Annotated in this window: 20 protein-coding genes; 18 read left to right on the forward strand and 2 right to left on the reverse strand. The window is 70.7% G+C overall.

Annotated features, from left to right (window positions below; translation table 11 throughout):
• Positions 1-462 precede the first annotated feature (462 nt).
• From ACTVZO_RS45190 to ACTVZO_RS45230, 9 genes are all read left to right on the forward strand, one after another.
• Positions 463-630 carry a hypothetical protein gene (locus ACTVZO_RS45190; RefSeq protein ID WP_443304452.1) on the forward strand — a complete coding sequence of 56 codons (168 nt, stop codon included), beginning with the start codon at positions 463-465 and terminating at the stop codon, positions 628-630.
• Positions 631-792: 162 nt separating this feature from the next.
• Positions 793-1275 (forward strand): hypothetical protein, encoded by a 483-nt coding sequence (locus ACTVZO_RS45195; RefSeq protein WP_443304453.1) that lies wholly within the window; start codon positions 793-795, stop codon positions 1273-1275.
• A gap of 529 nt (positions 1276-1804) precedes the next feature.
• The gene (locus tag ACTVZO_RS45200) at positions 1805-2032 is read left to right on the forward strand and encodes a hypothetical protein (protein ID WP_443304454.1); all 228 of its coding nucleotides are present in this window, start codon (positions 1805-1807) and stop codon (positions 2030-2032) included.
• A gap of 187 nt (positions 2033-2219) precedes the next feature.
• A complete protein-coding gene (locus tag ACTVZO_RS45205; protein ID WP_443304455.1) occupies positions 2220-3941 on the forward strand; it encodes an FtsK/SpoIIIE domain-containing protein in 1722 nt (573 codons plus the stop codon).
• Complete coding sequence (locus tag ACTVZO_RS45210; RefSeq protein WP_443304456.1) at positions 3938-4129, forward strand: hypothetical protein; 192 nt, start codon at positions 3938-3940, stop codon at positions 4127-4129. Before ACTVZO_RS45205 ends, ACTVZO_RS45210 begins: the two co-directional genes overlap by 4 nt.
• Positions 4129-4896, forward strand: a complete 768-nt coding sequence (locus tag ACTVZO_RS45215) for a DUF2637 domain-containing protein (RefSeq protein ID WP_443304457.1) — start codon at positions 4129-4131, stop codon at positions 4894-4896. Before ACTVZO_RS45210 ends, ACTVZO_RS45215 begins: the two co-directional genes overlap by 1 nt.
• 16 nt (positions 4897-4912) lie before the next feature.
• On the forward strand, positions 4913-5134 hold the full coding sequence (locus ACTVZO_RS45220; RefSeq protein ID WP_443304458.1) for a hypothetical protein: 222 nt from the start codon (positions 4913-4915) through the stop codon (positions 5132-5134).
• 328 nt (positions 5135-5462) lie between these two features.
• Entirely contained in the window at positions 5463-7169 is a 1707-nt protein-coding gene (locus tag ACTVZO_RS45225; protein WP_443304459.1) for a hypothetical protein, read from the forward strand.
• Between the two features lie 59 nt (positions 7170-7228).
• Positions 7229-7816: a hypothetical protein gene (locus tag ACTVZO_RS45230; protein ID WP_443304460.1), complete on the forward strand. Its 588-nt coding sequence runs from the start codon at positions 7229-7231 to the stop codon at positions 7814-7816.
• A gap of 176 nt (positions 7817-7992) precedes the next feature.
• On the opposite strand, the gene ACTVZO_RS45235 is transcribed toward ACTVZO_RS45230, so the two are convergent.
• Positions 7993-8187 (reverse strand): hypothetical protein, encoded by a 195-nt coding sequence (locus tag ACTVZO_RS45235; protein ID WP_443304461.1) that lies wholly within the window; start codon positions 8185-8187, stop codon positions 7993-7995.
• A gap of 473 nt (positions 8188-8660) precedes the next feature.
• Between ACTVZO_RS45235 and ACTVZO_RS45240 the strand changes: the two genes are divergently transcribed.
• The 9 genes from ACTVZO_RS45240 (at position 8661) to ACTVZO_RS45280 (ending at position 16014) form a co-directional block, all read left to right on the forward strand.
• Positions 8661-8828 (forward strand): hypothetical protein, encoded by a 168-nt coding sequence (locus tag ACTVZO_RS45240; RefSeq protein WP_443304452.1) that lies wholly within the window; start codon positions 8661-8663, stop codon positions 8826-8828.
• Positions 8829-8990: 162 nt separating this feature from the next.
• Positions 8991-9473, forward strand: coding sequence for a hypothetical protein (locus ACTVZO_RS45245; protein ID WP_443304453.1), 483 nt, complete (start codon positions 8991-8993; stop codon positions 9471-9473).
• Positions 9474-10002: 529 nt separating this feature from the next.
• Positions 10003-10230: a hypothetical protein gene (locus ACTVZO_RS45250; protein ID WP_443304454.1), complete on the forward strand. Its 228-nt coding sequence runs from the start codon at positions 10003-10005 to the stop codon at positions 10228-10230.
• Between the two features lie 187 nt (positions 10231-10417).
• Positions 10418-12139 (forward strand): FtsK/SpoIIIE domain-containing protein, encoded by a 1722-nt coding sequence (locus ACTVZO_RS45255; RefSeq protein WP_443304455.1) that lies wholly within the window; start codon positions 10418-10420, stop codon positions 12137-12139.
• The gene (locus ACTVZO_RS45260) at positions 12136-12327 is read left to right on the forward strand and encodes a hypothetical protein (protein ID WP_443304456.1); all 192 of its coding nucleotides are present in this window, start codon (positions 12136-12138) and stop codon (positions 12325-12327) included. Before ACTVZO_RS45255 ends, ACTVZO_RS45260 begins: the two co-directional genes overlap by 4 nt.
• A complete protein-coding gene (locus ACTVZO_RS45265; RefSeq protein WP_443304457.1) occupies positions 12327-13094 on the forward strand; it encodes a DUF2637 domain-containing protein in 768 nt (255 codons plus the stop codon). The genes ACTVZO_RS45260 and ACTVZO_RS45265 overlap by 1 nt, the downstream gene beginning before the upstream one ends.
• A 16-nt stretch (positions 13095-13110) precedes the next feature.
• On the forward strand, positions 13111-13332 hold the full coding sequence (locus ACTVZO_RS45270) for a hypothetical protein (RefSeq protein WP_443304458.1): 222 nt from the start codon (positions 13111-13113) through the stop codon (positions 13330-13332).
• A gap of 328 nt (positions 13333-13660) precedes the next feature.
• Positions 13661-15367 (forward strand): hypothetical protein, encoded by a 1707-nt coding sequence (locus ACTVZO_RS45275; RefSeq protein ID WP_443304459.1) that lies wholly within the window; start codon positions 13661-13663, stop codon positions 15365-15367.
• A gap of 59 nt (positions 15368-15426) precedes the next feature.
• Positions 15427-16014, forward strand: coding sequence for a hypothetical protein (locus tag ACTVZO_RS45280; protein ID WP_443304460.1), 588 nt, complete (start codon positions 15427-15429; stop codon positions 16012-16014).
• 176 nt (positions 16015-16190) lie between these two features.
• On the opposite strand, the gene ACTVZO_RS45285 is transcribed toward ACTVZO_RS45280, so the two are convergent.
• Positions 16191-16396: hypothetical protein (locus tag ACTVZO_RS45285; RefSeq protein WP_443304462.1), on the reverse strand; the 206-nt coding region annotated here is incomplete at its 5' end.

The following is a 16396-nucleotide window of genomic DNA, read 5'->3' on the forward strand; positions in this document are numbered from 1 at the left end:
GCCGCTCGCGGTGGGGTCCCCCGGAGGGTGACCCCCCTTGTACATCGGGGGCTTTTGATCTTGCTCCATCGGGGGCTTTTGATCTTGCTCCGGGACGGCCGGAGCAAGATCACGTATCGGAGATACCTGGGTACTCCTGAAGATCACTTGCGCTCCGCAGGCCGACTAATTCGAGAATGCCTAGGTGTGTGATCTGGGTCGGTTTGTCGGGCCGTTGGATCCAGATGCAATGGTGTGGGGGTTCGTGGTGGCTGCATCGGTCGGCGGGACATCGGTCGGTCGCGGTCCGTACGGCGGGATCCTCGGCTGGGGTCCGGGCTCCGGATCGTCGTAGTGCCAGAGGTGTGCGACATGTGGTCGGCATTCCGGGCGGTGCAGCTGCTCGTGCTCCTGGTGCTCGTTGGCGTGACGCCTCTTGTGACTTCCCTCGGCGGTCGCCTGGCTCTCGCTACGGTCGGCGGCATGAGCACCGAAGAGCTGCGCGACCTCCTGGTGGAAATCCTGCGGGCCGACCCGCGCTTCGCGGACGTTGATCCGGCGGAGGGCGGCTACCTCGACCCGCCGGGGGTGGCGGTCGTGATGGCCAAGCCCGTCGACCTCGACTTCCTGATCGAGGTGCGGACGGGCTGAGCCGGATCGACGTCCTGGTGCTCGTTGTCGACGGCGGCCTGCGCGGTGGCGGAGCCGCGGGGCGGAGACAGGAGCGGTCCGCCGGCGGGCGGGCCGCGCGCCCGCAGGGCGCCTTGATCCAGTAGAGAAACTTTGGACAGCTCGCCGCGTACGGTCGGGCCCATGGCGTACGACATCCCGAGAAACAGCCGCGGCGAGCGGATCTGTCAGCAGTGCCACGACCCGGACAAGCCTCTGCGGCCCTCGCTGGGGACCAAGCCGGTCATCTACTGCTCGTCGTCCTGTCGGCAGCGGGCGTACGAGGCGCGCAAGACCCGGAAGGCGGTCCTGGCGGCGGTTGCCGATGCGGAGCGCCGGGCTGCTGCGGCTGCTGCAAAGTCACAGATTTTCCCTGGAAACCAGCAGGCTGACCCAGCAAAGCCACGTGACATTGCGGGGCCCCGGTTGCCGGTCGATGACGGGGACTTCCTCCTGGCCCCGCCGCTCGAACCGGCCGTCGAGGGTGGGGTGCTGCCGGATGCGTGGCGGGCGCCGGCCCCCGCTCCGCGTCGCCAGCTCGGGGCTGGCCCGGGTCGGCGGCGGTCGTCCATGACGGCTCCGGCGATACCGCTGCCGTTCGACATCGAGGACGACGACGGCATATGAGCTGCGGTGACCTGTGCCTCGTACTGGCCGCACTCTGTCCTCGGCCACGACGAGACGTAGAGCGAGCGGCGCGAGAGTGCCGGGCTCGGCCACATCGCGGCAGCTGCCAGCTCCCCGCCAGCCCATTCCCGGGGCCGCAGGGCCGCGTACGCGCCTGCATCCGTGACGGCGGCGGAACGGCGCTCAGCCCAACTCCGGGGCGGGTAGACGGCCGATCAGGGCCACCGACCCCACCCCTCCCGCCGCTAGCCGCTTTTGCTGATCCGAGCGCGCCCGCAGTCGCCGTCCGGAGGTGGCCGCGCATGCCATTTGACGGTGGGCGGTATGTAGCCCAACCCCCGGCATGGGTCCGTCCGGGGCCCTGAGTGCCGTTCTCCGGGCCTTCCGGCCTTCCGGCGGACTGAGAGGCGTAAACGCCTCGTTGGGGCGCTCAGGGCCGCGTACAGTCCCGCTCATGATCGGCGGGGGCGAGAAACACACATGGTGATACGCCTTGCGTTAGACGCGAGTGCGTGTCACAGTGAGACGCATGACGCAGCAGACACCGGCCCAGCTTCGGGCCACGGCGGAGGCGGCTCTCAAGCCCCTTGGCACCAAGCGGATCAAGCTCCTCGCTCAGCTGGAGGAGGTGGAGGCCGAGCTGCGGCCGCTGATCGTCCAGGCGGTGACGATGGAGGTCCCGTACCGCCGGATCACGGAGCTGACGGCGGTCGCCTCCAACACCGTCAGGAAGTGGGCCACCGACCCCGATCGGTGATCGTCCGGCGCCCGGAAGTTCCGGCCCGAGCCTCGTGCGCGCGTGCGCATAATGCGCGCGAGGTTGTCAAGCCGCCGGAATTCCGGACCGGAAGATCACACGCACGACCTGCACAACAACACAGCGAGCCGCCCCGGGCTCTGACCTCCGGGACGGCTCTGACACCGACGAGCGAGAGGCATGTCTCGTGATCATCAGTGCTGCCCAGAACCCTAGTGCCGAGCCGCAGACGCTCGGACAACTCCTGTCCGATCTCGGCCCTTCCGGGGTCGTCGTCCTGATCGCGATCGGGGCCTTCCTGCTCCTGTGGCTGATCGGCAAGTCCGCCCGCAAGGCGCTCGCCAAGGCGGCGGGGAAGGCGATCGTGAAGGCGGCCAAGGCCTTCGTCCGCTACGTCACCATCAGCCTGTGGGCGGCCCGGATGCGGATGCCGATCCGCCTCGCGATCCGGCTCCAGCCGGACCGGTGGGCGGAGATGACTGCGGCCCGCAAGCTGCTGGGCCTCAAGCGGGGCAAGGTGCGCCGCACGCCGATGGGCGTGGACATCCGCGTCACCTTCGGCGGCTCGCTGACCCTGGAGTCGGTCACCGCCCGTATCAAGGACCTGGAGACGGGCCTTGGCACCCGGCGGGGCGCGATCCGCGTCGAGCCCGGGACCAGCGCGCACAAGGGCGTCGTGCGGATCACGGTCCGCAACCCGCTGGCGAAGAACGTGCCGTACCCGATGCCGACCGGTCTGGTGAGCATCAAGCACCCGGCGCCGCTGTCCATGAACCCGTTCGGGGAGTGGACCGCGATCGACCTCCAGCAGCGCATCCTGATCGTCGGCGCGTCCGGGTCCGGCAAGTCGTCGGCTCAGCGGGTCATGGCCACGCCGGTGATCCTCGCGGCGGACGCGGACCTGGAGGTCTGGGACCTCAAGCAGGGCACCGAGTCCCAGCACTACGAGGGCAAGGCCGACGTCCGGATCACCAACGCCGAGCAGGCCAAGGCCCGCCTCGCGTGGTTCATGGAGCAGGAGCTCCCTCGCCGCGCGGCGGTGATGCAGGCCAAGCGCACGAGCACCTGGCCCACCTCGATGGAGAACCGCGACCGGATCGTCATGGTGGACGAGGGCGCGGCCCTGATCCGCGAGCTGGACGACGACGAGCTCGCCCGGTTCTTCACGTTCCTCGAGCAGGCCCGGGCGTTCGGCATCTATCTGTGGTGGGCCACCCAGTTCCCCAAGGGGACGAACCTGCCGACCGAGCTCCGCTCGCAGATGTCGGCGGTCGTCGCGCTCAAGATGCGCCGGCAGTCCGAGAGCCGCGTCGTCTTCGAGGACCTGACCAAGGAGGGCTGGACGCCGCACCGCCTGCCGGGCAAGGGCTGGCTCCTGCTCCTGGACGACGAGCACCAGGACCCCGAGGAGTCGCGCGCCGCGTTCATCGACGAGAAGCAGTTCCGCAGGCTCCAGCCGTACACGGCGGCCCCGGCCCCGCAGGCACCCGCCCCGGCGGCCCCGGTCGTCCCGCCGATGCCGACGTACGCGCCGTCGCTGCCGGAGTGGGGCAGCCTGGCCGATCCCGGCCCGGAGCCCTTCCCGTTCTTCGAGCCCCGGATCCCGGACCCCCGGATCACGGCCGCGATGGACGAGGCGATCGGCCTCACGAAGGAAGCCGCGGCCCCGGTGCCGCCCGCTGCGCCGCAGCCGGTCGAGCTGGTCGAGCTGTCGGTTGTGGACGCGATCCGTACCGCGCTGGCCGATGCCCCGGAGTCGGGGATGTCCGCCGCTGAGCTGATCGTGGCCACGGGCCGGGGCAAGTCCCAGGTCTACGCCGGGCTCCAGGAGCTGACCGACGACGAAGCCGCGGTGAAGGTCGGCCGTGGCCGGTACGTCCTGGCGGGCCGCAAGGAGGCGTCGGCATGACGCAGGAGACCTGGGACCGGTCGGTCATCGTCGCCTTCGCCGCCTTCGCCTGCGGGGTTGGCCTGTTCTCCCTGGCGGGCCTGCTGCTGATGCTCCTCAAGCTCGCCGCCGAGACCGCCACCGCGATTGCGGCCGCCGCGCCTGCCGGGATCGGCATCACCATCGCGCTCCGCCGGAAGGGGAAGTGATGACCAAGCAGCAGATCGAACGCTTCTCGCTCGTCGCGGCCGGGGCCGTGATCGTGGCCCTGACCGGTCTGGCGTTCTGGCTCTCGTACGCGCACCTGGCCGAGGTCGCCGGGGGCCATGGACTCGGCCACGCCCGAGACCGGATGTGGGCCTGGCCCGCGACGCTGGACGCGTTCATCGTCAGCGGCGAACTGCTGATGCTCCGCGCCGGCCTTCGCGGCCGGACTGACCGATGGGCCATCGGCATCACGGCCGCCGGGTCGGTCGGCTCGATCGCCCTCAACGTCGCCGGGGTCGCCGGTACGGGCGACGCGGCCACCGTGCCGTTCCTCGACTACGTGGTCGCCGCCGTGCCGCCCACGGCCGCGCTCCTGGCCTTCGGCGTCCTCATGCAGCAGATCCACGGACTCGTCGCAGAGGCGACCCCGGTCGCGACTGCCGACCCGCTGCCGACCACTGCCGACCCGGTAGTCGTACCGGCGGCGGCCCCGGCCCCGGCCGAGGAAGAGCCGCAGGCCGAACCGGTCGACACCCCGACCGCCCCGGTCGCTCCGGCGGCCCCGCAGGTCGACACCCCGGAGCCGGTACGGCTGTCGACCGAAGCCGCCCGCGCCGCGATCGAGGAGGGTTGGCGTCGGGGGCTGTCGACCCGGGAGACGGCCGAACTGTCGACCCGGCACCACTCCTTCGTGGGACGCGTCTACGCCCAGCTCGAAGAGCAGCACGGACCCCAGCCGATTCCCGGCCAGCTCGCTCTCGTCAAGTGATCCAAGGAGCCACCACATGACCGACCACACCGACAGCAAGGGCCGCACCCCCGCCGCCCGCGTGATGGCCGTCAAGCGGGCCACCCCCGCCCTCGCCACCGAGCAGTGGGAGGCGACCCAGCTGCTGACCGCACTCCTGGACGCCGCCGCCGCGCACGGCGTCACCCTCGATGACTTCGACTGGGTGGCCGACCTTCCCGGCGCCTGCCTCGACGTGACCCGCCGCAAAACCAGCTGACGACACGCGAAAGCCCCGCCGGGCAAATCCGGCGGGGCGCTTCGCGATCTTGGGGCAAGATCAGCCCCACAAATGGCACGAGCCAGGGTTCCGACACCCCGGCTCGCCGCCTCCCGAAGGTGCCAACCACCGACAGGAAACGTTGCTCGTGACGATCGTACGAAGCGATGTCCAGTCATCGCTACCGCGCCCCGCCGGGGCTGCTGCCGTAGCCGGACCTGGAACCCCCGCCACCGCCGGCCCCGGGCCCGCAGGGCCCCTTGATAGATGTGCCACATCTCCACGCGAATTTGTGGCCCCCCCCAAAACCGCAGGTCAGGGCCTCTTTGTGCCCGCTCGGTTCGGGGATGGATTTCCGGGCCTGGACAAGCTCGATCTGGCGGCCGGATCGCTGCTCGCGCTGCCCGAGTGGCGGGGGCAGGAAGGCCTGCGGCGGAGGATCACTCTGGGGCCTGGCTGCATCACGGTCAGCCGTAAGGACCTGGCCCGCGCGGAGCGGACGGCGGAGCGGGCGGAGGCCCGGCGCCACATGGACGCCCAGGAGGAGGCGCGGTACTTCGTCGAACACGACGGCGAGTTCCGGGAGCCGGGCGAGCCGGGCGCGGTCATCACCGGTTGGTCGCGCCGCTCGCGCGCCCGGCTGTTCCACGCCACGGGCGAGATCGACTACACGCCGATGATCGTGAGCGGTGAGGCGCCGGTCATGACCACGCTCACCTACCCCGACCGGTGGTTGGAGGTCGCGCCGACCGGGGCCGCTGCGAAGAAGCACCTGGAGACGCTCTACGTCCGGTTCGAGCGGGCCTGGGGCTGCCCGTTCTGCGGGCTCTGGAAGGAGGAGTTCCAGCGCCGGGGGGCGGTGCACTTCCACCTGTGGCACCCGCGTCCCCCGGGCCTCGCGGGGACCATCCGGCGGATGGAGTACGAGGACAAGCTCGCGGTCTGGAAGGCGGCCAAGGAGGCGGGCGTGAAGGGGATCCGCAAGCCGTACTGGCGCGATGCGGCGGGCGATGGCCTGCCGTACGAGGAGTGGATCTCCGTGGTCTGGGCGGACATCGTGGATCACCCGAACCCGAAGGAGAAGGCCAAGCACCTGCTGCACGGCGCTCAGGTCTCCGAGGTCGAGGAGGGCTACGTCAACACGCCCGCGCGGCTGGCGGCGTACTTCGCCAAGCACGGCGCGTTCATGGCGAAGGACTACCAGAACAAGGTGCCCGCGGCTTGGCGCGAGCCGGGCAAGGGTCCGGGCCGGTTCTGGGGCTACAAGGCGCTCACGCGCACCGTGCGGACCGTGGACGTCTCCCCAACCGACGCGGACCGTGCGGCCCGCCTGCTGCGGCGCCTGGCCTCCCGCGAGCGGTACTGGGACCCGACGTACGTCAACGCCGAGGGGCAGGTCGTCGGTACGTATCGCTGGAAGAAGGCCGTACGCCAGGTCCGGGTCAGGCGGACCAACCGCCAGGAGGGTGGCGCCGGCGGGCGGATGCTCCGCTCCCACAACGCGGCTGTGATCGGGCTGGCCGGGTCCCAGTACCTGGAGCCGCTCGGCGCTCACTACCGCAAGGTCATGCGTCCGGTCTCCCGGTTCAACTCCGGCTCCGGGTTCCTGTGCCTGGACGACGCCCCGACCGTGCTCGTCAACCTCGCCCGCGCACTCGACATCTGGCGCGAGTACAACCCGGACACCTCCCAGCAGGAGTCCGCACGGCAGGCTGCCCGGGTCCGCCGTGCCCGTGAACTCCCGCTCACCGCGAAGCGAGCCCGCACCGACCAGGTCGACGCACTCCGGGCGCTGACCGAGCTGGACCACGACAGGCACTCCGCCCCGGCGAAGATCCGGCAAGCCGTTCTCCAGCGCGACGCGCAGGAGCTCGCGGCGGAGGAGCGTGGACGGCAGGCGGAGAAGAGGCAGACGGGTCTGCAAGTTGGCCCGAGCGATCCGGCCGCTGACTTCCGCGACCGCCGGCAGGCGGCGACCGCCGCGCGAGCCGAGGACGTCGCGGCGTCCCTCGTCCGCTTCCGTGGCGGCGCCTGATCTGCTGCCAGAGCTAACCTGCTTCGCCACCACCGTGGTGGCTTCGAAAGGATGATGGGATGGGCCGAATCAAGGCCAAACGACTGGACCGGGACCGGACCAAGGGGCGTGTGCTCCCGCCGGTTCAGCACCAACGGCGTGCCGAAGGCGACCGGTACAGCAGCGTCGGTGAATCGCTGACGAACGGCGACTTCCAGACCTTCCCGTACAGCGTCCGGTCCACGGTCAGCCTGTTGATCTCGACCTACATGGAGATGCAGAAGCATGACCCCAACGGCGAAGCTGCCTGCGGTGGCCCGCTCCTGGTCCACCTCGACGGAAGCTTCGAGTGCCACGCGGGATGCCCCGGCGCGACGAAGGTGATCCACGTCCCCGAGGCACTCCAGTACTGCGACCGTGCGGACGAGTTCGTGGACGAGCTGTTCCACACCTGCGCCGGATGCTCTGGCCTCAAGGCTGCGGCCGGAGCCATGCCAGAGCAGTACAGAGTCTGCGCGGGAACCGAGATCGACCACAGCGACGGTGAGACCACCTGCACTCTCGGCGACGGCTGCCTTGGGGCTGACCAGCTCCACGCGTCGGGCCAGACCTGCGGCCTGCTCGCGCCCTGCGAGAGGTGCGGGATCACCTCGCCGCTGCTCGGCTGATCACCCCGGCCGCCCTCGGTCGGGGTACGCGAAGAGCGTCTTCGTGGATAGCTTGCTCCGCTCGCGGAAGCTCCCCTTCGGTCCCAACTTGCTGGCCGTTCGGGGTGGGGCCGACTCTCACCGTTCCCCGCCCCGCGCTTCGCGCGGGGTCAGCGTCTCGCCGGACGGCCCGGTCGTCACTCACCCGCTCGGGGGGCGCGGAGGTGACGGCGGCCGGTGCGGGTGAGCCCCGGCTCGGGTTCGTCCGCCGGGTCCAGGAGTGCGCCGGCCTCCGCGCGTTCGACGGGCAGAAGCCGCGGGGCCGAAATCCAAAGCTCGGCTTTGGATTCGGGGCGGGGACCGGTGCCGAGGGCGCGTCTCGTGGTGCTCATGACGGCAGTCTGCCGCTCGCGGTGGGGTCCCCCGGAGGGTGACCCCCCTTGTACATCGGGGGCTTTTGATCTTGCTCCATCGGGGGCTTTTGATCTTGCTCCGGGACGGCCGGAGCAAGATCACGTATCGGAGATACCTGGGTACTCCTGAAGATCACTTGCGCTCCGCAGGCCGACTAATTCGAGAATGCCTAGGTGTGTGATCTGGGTCGGTTTGTCGGGCCGTTGGATCCAGATGCAATGGTGTGGGGGTTCGTGGTGGCTGCATCGGTCGGCGGGACATCGGTCGGTCGCGGTCCGTACGGCGGGATCCTCGGCTGGGGTCCGGGCTCCGGATCGTCGTAGTGCCAGAGGTGTGCGACATGTGGTCGGCATTCCGGGCGGTGCAGCTGCTCGTGCTCCTGGTGCTCGTTGGCGTGACGCCTCTTGTGACTTCCCTCGGCGGTCGCCTGGCTCTCGCTACGGTCGGCGGCATGAGCACCGAAGAGCTGCGCGACCTCCTGGTGGAAATCCTGCGGGCCGACCCGCGCTTCGCGGACGTTGATCCGGCGGAGGGCGGCTACCTCGACCCGCCGGGGGTGGCGGTCGTGATGGCCAAGCCCGTCGACCTCGACTTCCTGATCGAGGTGCGGACGGGCTGAGCCGGATCGACGTCCTGGTGCTCGTTGTCGACGGCGGCCTGCGCGGTGGCGGAGCCGCGGGGCGGAGACAGGAGCGGTCCGCCGGCGGGCGGGCCGCGCGCCCGCAGGGCGCCTTGATCCAGTAGAGAAACTTTGGACAGCTCGCCGCGTACGGTCGGGCCCATGGCGTACGACATCCCGAGAAACAGCCGCGGCGAGCGGATCTGTCAGCAGTGCCACGACCCGGACAAGCCTCTGCGGCCCTCGCTGGGGACCAAGCCGGTCATCTACTGCTCGTCGTCCTGTCGGCAGCGGGCGTACGAGGCGCGCAAGACCCGGAAGGCGGTCCTGGCGGCGGTTGCCGATGCGGAGCGCCGGGCTGCTGCGGCTGCTGCAAAGTCACAGATTTTCCCTGGAAACCAGCAGGCTGACCCAGCAAAGCCACGTGACATTGCGGGGCCCCGGTTGCCGGTCGATGACGGGGACTTCCTCCTGGCCCCGCCGCTCGAACCGGCCGTCGAGGGTGGGGTGCTGCCGGATGCGTGGCGGGCGCCGGCCCCCGCTCCGCGTCGCCAGCTCGGGGCTGGCCCGGGTCGGCGGCGGTCGTCCATGACGGCTCCGGCGATACCGCTGCCGTTCGACATCGAGGACGACGACGGCATATGAGCTGCGGTGACCTGTGCCTCGTACTGGCCGCACTCTGTCCTCGGCCACGACGAGACGTAGAGCGAGCGGCGCGAGAGTGCCGGGCTCGGCCACATCGCGGCAGCTGCCAGCTCCCCGCCAGCCCATTCCCGGGGCCGCAGGGCCGCGTACGCGCCTGCATCCGTGACGGCGGCGGAACGGCGCTCAGCCCAACTCCGGGGCGGGTAGACGGCCGATCAGGGCCACCGACCCCACCCCTCCCGCCGCTAGCCGCTTTTGCTGATCCGAGCGCGCCCGCAGTCGCCGTCCGGAGGTGGCCGCGCATGCCATTTGACGGTGGGCGGTATGTAGCCCAACCCCCGGCATGGGTCCGTCCGGGGCCCTGAGTGCCGTTCTCCGGGCCTTCCGGCCTTCCGGCGGACTGAGAGGCGTAAACGCCTCGTTGGGGCGCTCAGGGCCGCGTACAGTCCCGCTCATGATCGGCGGGGGCGAGAAACACACATGGTGATACGCCTTGCGTTAGACGCGAGTGCGTGTCACAGTGAGACGCATGACGCAGCAGACACCGGCCCAGCTTCGGGCCACGGCGGAGGCGGCTCTCAAGCCCCTTGGCACCAAGCGGATCAAGCTCCTCGCTCAGCTGGAGGAGGTGGAGGCCGAGCTGCGGCCGCTGATCGTCCAGGCGGTGACGATGGAGGTCCCGTACCGCCGGATCACGGAGCTGACGGCGGTCGCCTCCAACACCGTCAGGAAGTGGGCCACCGACCCCGATCGGTGATCGTCCGGCGCCCGGAAGTTCCGGCCCGAGCCTCGTGCGCGCGTGCGCATAATGCGCGCGAGGTTGTCAAGCCGCCGGAATTCCGGACCGGAAGATCACACGCACGACCTGCACAACAACACAGCGAGCCGCCCCGGGCTCTGACCTCCGGGACGGCTCTGACACCGACGAGCGAGAGGCATGTCTCGTGATCATCAGTGCTGCCCAGAACCCTAGTGCCGAGCCGCAGACGCTCGGACAACTCCTGTCCGATCTCGGCCCTTCCGGGGTCGTCGTCCTGATCGCGATCGGGGCCTTCCTGCTCCTGTGGCTGATCGGCAAGTCCGCCCGCAAGGCGCTCGCCAAGGCGGCGGGGAAGGCGATCGTGAAGGCGGCCAAGGCCTTCGTCCGCTACGTCACCATCAGCCTGTGGGCGGCCCGGATGCGGATGCCGATCCGCCTCGCGATCCGGCTCCAGCCGGACCGGTGGGCGGAGATGACTGCGGCCCGCAAGCTGCTGGGCCTCAAGCGGGGCAAGGTGCGCCGCACGCCGATGGGCGTGGACATCCGCGTCACCTTCGGCGGCTCGCTGACCCTGGAGTCGGTCACCGCCCGTATCAAGGACCTGGAGACGGGCCTTGGCACCCGGCGGGGCGCGATCCGCGTCGAGCCCGGGACCAGCGCGCACAAGGGCGTCGTGCGGATCACGGTCCGCAACCCGCTGGCGAAGAACGTGCCGTACCCGATGCCGACCGGTCTGGTGAGCATCAAGCACCCGGCGCCGCTGTCCATGAACCCGTTCGGGGAGTGGACCGCGATCGACCTCCAGCAGCGCATCCTGATCGTCGGCGCGTCCGGGTCCGGCAAGTCGTCGGCTCAGCGGGTCATGGCCACGCCGGTGATCCTCGCGGCGGACGCGGACCTGGAGGTCTGGGACCTCAAGCAGGGCACCGAGTCCCAGCACTACGAGGGCAAGGCCGACGTCCGGATCACCAACGCCGAGCAGGCCAAGGCCCGCCTCGCGTGGTTCATGGAGCAGGAGCTCCCTCGCCGCGCGGCGGTGATGCAGGCCAAGCGCACGAGCACCTGGCCCACCTCGATGGAGAACCGCGACCGGATCGTCATGGTGGACGAGGGCGCGGCCCTGATCCGCGAGCTGGACGACGACGAGCTCGCCCGGTTCTTCACGTTCCTCGAGCAGGCCCGGGCGTTCGGCATCTATCTGTGGTGGGCCACCCAGTTCCCCAAGGGGACGAACCTGCCGACCGAGCTCCGCTCGCAGATGTCGGCGGTCGTCGCGCTCAAGATGCGCCGGCAGTCCGAGAGCCGCGTCGTCTTCGAGGACCTGACCAAGGAGGGCTGGACGCCGCACCGCCTGCCGGGCAAGGGCTGGCTCCTGCTCCTGGACGACGAGCACCAGGACCCCGAGGAGTCGCGCGCCGCGTTCATCGACGAGAAGCAGTTCCGCAGGCTCCAGCCGTACACGGCGGCCCCGGCCCCGCAGGCACCCGCCCCGGCGGCCCCGGTCGTCCCGCCGATGCCGACGTACGCGCCGTCGCTGCCGGAGTGGGGCAGCCTGGCCGATCCCGGCCCGGAGCCCTTCCCGTTCTTCGAGCCCCGGATCCCGGACCCCCGGATCACGGCCGCGATGGACGAGGCGATCGGCCTCACGAAGGAAGCCGCGGCCCCGGTGCCGCCCGCTGCGCCGCAGCCGGTCGAGCTGGTCGAGCTGTCGGTTGTGGACGCGATCCGTACCGCGCTGGCCGATGCCCCGGAGTCGGGGATGTCCGCCGCTGAGCTGATCGTGGCCACGGGCCGGGGCAAGTCCCAGGTCTACGCCGGGCTCCAGGAGCTGACCGACGACGAAGCCGCGGTGAAGGTCGGCCGTGGCCGGTACGTCCTGGCGGGCCGCAAGGAGGCGTCGGCATGACGCAGGAGACCTGGGACCGGTCGGTCATCGTCGCCTTCGCCGCCTTCGCCTGCGGGGTTGGCCTGTTCTCCCTGGCGGGCCTGCTGCTGATGCTCCTCAAGCTCGCCGCCGAGACCGCCACCGCGATTGCGGCCGCCGCGCCTGCCGGGATCGGCATCACCATCGCGCTCCGCCGGAAGGGGAAGTGATGACCAAGCAGCAGATCGAACGCTTCTCGCTCGTCGCGGCCGGGGCCGTGATCGTGGCCCTGACCGGTCTGGCGTTCTGGCTCTCGTACGCGCACCTGGCCGAGGTCGCCGGGGGCCATGGACTCGGCCACGCCCGAGACCGGATGTGGGCCTGGCCCGCGACGCTGGACGCGTTCATCGTCAGCGGCGAACTGCTGATGCTCCGCGCCGGCCTTCGCGGCCGGACTGACCGATGGGCCATCGGCATCACGGCCGCCGGGTCGGTCGGCTCGATCGCCCTCAACGTCGCCGGGGTCGCCGGTACGGGCGACGCGGCCACCGTGCCGTTCCTCGACTACGTGGTCGCCGCCGTGCCGCCCACGGCCGCGCTCCTGGCCTTCGGCGTCCTCATGCAGCAGATCCACGGACTCGTCGCAGAGGCGACCCCGGTCGCGACTGCCGACCCGCTGCCGACCACTGCCGACCCGGTAGTCGTACCGGCGGCGGCCCCGGCCCCGGCCGAGGAAGAGCCGCAGGCCGAACCGGTCGACACCCCGACCGCCCCGGTCGCTCCGGCGGCCCCGCAGGTCGACACCCCGGAGCCGGTACGGCTGTCGACCGAAGCCGCCCGCGCCGCGATCGAGGAGGGTTGGCGTCGGGGGCTGTCGACCCGGGAGACGGCCGAACTGTCGACCCGGCACCACTCCTTCGTGGGACGCGTCTACGCCCAGCTCGAAGAGCAGCACGGACCCCAGCCGATTCCCGGCCAGCTCGCTCTCGTCAAGTGATCCAAGGAGCCACCACATGACCGACCACACCGACAGCAAGGGCCGCACCCCCGCCGCCCGCGTGATGGCCGTCAAGCGGGCCACCCCCGCCCTCGCCACCGAGCAGTGGGAGGCGACCCAGCTGCTGACCGCACTCCTGGACGCCGCCGCCGCGCACGGCGTCACCCTCGATGACTTCGACTGGGTGGCCGACCTTCCCGGCGCCTGCCTCGACGTGACCCGCCGCAAAACCAGCTGACGACACGCGAAAGCCCCGCCGGGCAAATCCGGCGGGGCGCTTCGCGATCTTGGGGCAAGATCAGCCCCACAAATGGCACGAGCCAGGGTTCCGACACCCCGGCTCGCCGCCTCCCGAAGGTGCCAACCACCGACAGGAAACGTTGCTCGTGACGATCGTACGAAGCGATGTCCAGTCATCGCTACCGCGCCCCGCCGGGGCTGCTGCCGTAGCCGGACCTGGAACCCCCGCCACCGCCGGCCCCGGGCCCGCAGGGCCCCTTGATAGATGTGCCACATCTCCACGCGAATTTGTGGCCCCCCCCAAAACCGCAGGTCAGGGCCTCTTTGTGCCCGCTCGGTTCGGGGATGGATTTCCGGGCCTGGACAAGCTCGATCTGGCGGCCGGATCGCTGCTCGCGCTGCCCGAGTGGCGGGGGCAGGAAGGCCTGCGGCGGAGGATCACTCTGGGGCCTGGCTGCATCACGGTCAGCCGTAAGGACCTGGCCCGCGCGGAGCGGACGGCGGAGCGGGCGGAGGCCCGGCGCCACATGGACGCCCAGGAGGAGGCGCGGTACTTCGTCGAACACGACGGCGAGTTCCGGGAGCCGGGCGAGCCGGGCGCGGTCATCACCGGTTGGTCGCGCCGCTCGCGCGCCCGGCTGTTCCACGCCACGGGCGAGATCGACTACACGCCGATGATCGTGAGCGGTGAGGCGCCGGTCATGACCACGCTCACCTACCCCGACCGGTGGTTGGAGGTCGCGCCGACCGGGGCCGCTGCGAAGAAGCACCTGGAGACGCTCTACGTCCGGTTCGAGCGGGCCTGGGGCTGCCCGTTCTGCGGGCTCTGGAAGGAGGAGTTCCAGCGCCGGGGGGCGGTGCACTTCCACCTGTGGCACCCGCGTCCCCCGGGCCTCGCGGGGACCATCCGGCGGATGGAGTACGAGGACAAGCTCGCGGTCTGGAAGGCGGCCAAGGAGGCGGGCGTGAAGGGGATCCGCAAGCCGTACTGGCGCGATGCGGCGGGCGATGGCCTGCCGTACGAGGAGTGGATCTCCGTGGTCTGGGCGGACATCGTGGATCACCCGAACCCGAAGGAGAAGGCCAAGCACCTGCTGCACGGCGCTCAGGTCTCCGAGGTCGAGGAGGGCTACGTCAACACGCCCGCGCGGCTGGCGGCGTACTTCGCCAAGCACGGCGCGTTCATGGCGAAGGACTACCAGAACAAGGTGCCCGCGGCTTGGCGCGAGCCGGGCAAGGGTCCGGGCCGGTTCTGGGGCTACAAGGCGCTCACGCGCACCGTGCGGACCGTGGACGTCTCCCCAACCGACGCGGACCGTGCGGCCCGCCTGCTGCGGCGCCTGGCCTCCCGCGAGCGGTACTGGGACCCGACGTACGTCAACGCCGAGGGGCAGGTCGTCGGTACGTATCGCTGGAAGAAGGCCGTACGCCAGGTCCGGGTCAGGCGGACCAACCGCCAGGAGGGTGGCGCCGGCGGGCGGATGCTCCGCTCCCACAACGCGGCTGTGATCGGGCTGGCCGGGTCCCAGTACCTGGAGCCGCTCGGCGCTCACTACCGCAAGGTCATGCGTCCGGTCTCCCGGTTCAACTCCGGCTCCGGGTTCCTGTGCCTGGACGACGCCCCGACCGTGCTCGTCAACCTCGCCCGCGCACTCGACATCTGGCGCGAGTACAACCCGGACACCTCCCAGCAGGAGTCCGCACGGCAGGCTGCCCGGGTCCGCCGTGCCCGTGAACTCCCGCTCACCGCGAAGCGAGCCCGCACCGACCAGGTCGACGCACTCCGGGCGCTGACCGAGCTGGACCACGACAGGCACTCCGCCCCGGCGAAGATCCGGCAAGCCGTTCTCCAGCGCGACGCGCAGGAGCTCGCGGCGGAGGAGCGTGGACGGCAGGCGGAGAAGAGGCAGACGGGTCTGCAAGTTGGCCCGAGCGATCCGGCCGCTGACTTCCGCGACCGCCGGCAGGCGGCGACCGCCGCGCGAGCCGAGGACGTCGCGGCGTCCCTCGTCCGCTTCCGTGGCGGCGCCTGATCTGCTGCCAGAGCTAACCTGCTTCGCCACCACCGTGGTGGCTTCGAAAGGATGATGGGATGGGCCGAATCAAGGCCAAACGACTGGACCGGGACCGGACCAAGGGGCGTGTGCTCCCGCCGGTTCAGCACCAACGGCGTGCCGAAGGCGACCGGTACAGCAGCGTCGGTGAATCGCTGACGAACGGCGACTTCCAGACCTTCCCGTACAGCGTCCGGTCCACGGTCAGCCTGTTGATCTCGACCTACATGGAGATGCAGAAGCATGACCCCAACGGCGAAGCTGCCTGCGGTGGCCCGCTCCTGGTCCACCTCGACGGAAGCTTCGAGTGCCACGCGGGATGCCCCGGCGCGACGAAGGTGATCCACGTCCCCGAGGCACTCCAGTACTGCGACCGTGCGGACGAGTTCGTGGACGAGCTGTTCCACACCTGCGCCGGATGCTCTGGCCTCAAGGCTGCGGCCGGAGCCATGCCAGAGCAGTACAGAGTCTGCGCGGGAACCGAGATCGACCACAGCGACGGTGAGACCACCTGCACTCTCGGCGACGGCTGCCTTGGGGCTGACCAGCTCCACGCGTCGGGCCAGACCTGCGGCCTGCTCGCGCCCTGCGAGAGGTGCGGGATCACCTCGCCGCTGCTCGGCTGATCACCCCGGCCGCCCTCGGTCGGGGTACGCGAAGAGCGTCTTCGTGGATAGCTTGCTCCGCTCGCGGAAGCTCCCCTTCGGTCCCAACTTGCTGGCCGTTCGGGGTGGGGCCGACTCTCACCGTTCCCCGCCCCGCGCTTCGCGCGGGGTCAGCGTCTCGCCGGACGGCCCGGTCGTCACTCACCCGCTCGGGGGGCGCGGAGGTGACGGCGGCCGGTGCGGGTGAGCCCCGGCTCGGGTTCGTCCGCCGGGTCCAGGAGTGCGCCGGCCTCCGCGCGTTCGACGGGCAGAAGCCGCGGGGCCGAAATCCAAAGCTCGGCTTTGGATTCGGGGCGGGGACCGGTGCCGAGGGCGCGTCTCGTGGTGCTCATGACGGCAGTCT

This window comes from Streptomyces sp. IBSNAI002, from assembly GCF_052244475.1.
Lineage (GTDB): Bacteria > Actinomycetota > Actinomycetes > Streptomycetales > Streptomycetaceae > Streptomyces.

What these genes read in the sequence shown, in the direction of transcription:
- ACTVZO_RS45210 (WP_443304456.1), top strand. Translation starts at nt 3,938, where the DNA reads ATGACGCAGGAGACCTGGGACCGGTCGGTCATCGTCGCCTTCGCCGCC.
- ACTVZO_RS45195 (WP_443304453.1), top strand. Translation starts at nt 793, where the DNA reads ATGGCGTACGACATCCCGAGAAACAGCCGCGGCGAGCGGATCTGTCAG.
- ACTVZO_RS45200 (WP_443304454.1), top strand. Translation starts at nt 1,805, where the DNA reads ATGACGCAGCAGACACCGGCCCAGCTTCGGGCCACGGCGGAGGCGGCT.
- ACTVZO_RS45250 (WP_443304454.1), top strand. Translation starts at nt 10,003, where the DNA reads ATGACGCAGCAGACACCGGCCCAGCTTCGGGCCACGGCGGAGGCGGCT.
- ACTVZO_RS45220 (WP_443304458.1), top strand. Translation starts at nt 4,913, where the DNA reads ATGACCGACCACACCGACAGCAAGGGCCGCACCCCCGCCGCCCGCGTG.
- ACTVZO_RS45230 (WP_443304460.1), top strand. Translation starts at nt 7,229, where the DNA reads ATGGGCCGAATCAAGGCCAAACGACTGGACCGGGACCGGACCAAGGGG.
- ACTVZO_RS45260 (WP_443304456.1), top strand. Translation starts at nt 12,136, where the DNA reads ATGACGCAGGAGACCTGGGACCGGTCGGTCATCGTCGCCTTCGCCGCC.
- ACTVZO_RS45280 (WP_443304460.1), top strand. Translation starts at nt 15,427, where the DNA reads ATGGGCCGAATCAAGGCCAAACGACTGGACCGGGACCGGACCAAGGGG.
- ACTVZO_RS45270 (WP_443304458.1), top strand. Translation starts at nt 13,111, where the DNA reads ATGACCGACCACACCGACAGCAAGGGCCGCACCCCCGCCGCCCGCGTG.
- ACTVZO_RS45235 (WP_443304461.1), bottom strand. Translation starts at nt 8,187, where the DNA reads ATGAGCACCACGAGACGCGCCCTCGGCACCGGTCCCCGCCCCGAATCC.
- ACTVZO_RS45245 (WP_443304453.1), top strand. Translation starts at nt 8,991, where the DNA reads ATGGCGTACGACATCCCGAGAAACAGCCGCGGCGAGCGGATCTGTCAG.
- ACTVZO_RS45215 (WP_443304457.1), top strand. Translation starts at nt 4,129, where the DNA reads ATGACCAAGCAGCAGATCGAACGCTTCTCGCTCGTCGCGGCCGGGGCC.
- ACTVZO_RS45265 (WP_443304457.1), top strand. Translation starts at nt 12,327, where the DNA reads ATGACCAAGCAGCAGATCGAACGCTTCTCGCTCGTCGCGGCCGGGGCC.
- ACTVZO_RS45240 (WP_443304452.1), top strand. Translation starts at nt 8,661, where the DNA reads ATGAGCACCGAAGAGCTGCGCGACCTCCTGGTGGAAATCCTGCGGGCC.
- ACTVZO_RS45190 (WP_443304452.1), top strand. Translation starts at nt 463, where the DNA reads ATGAGCACCGAAGAGCTGCGCGACCTCCTGGTGGAAATCCTGCGGGCC.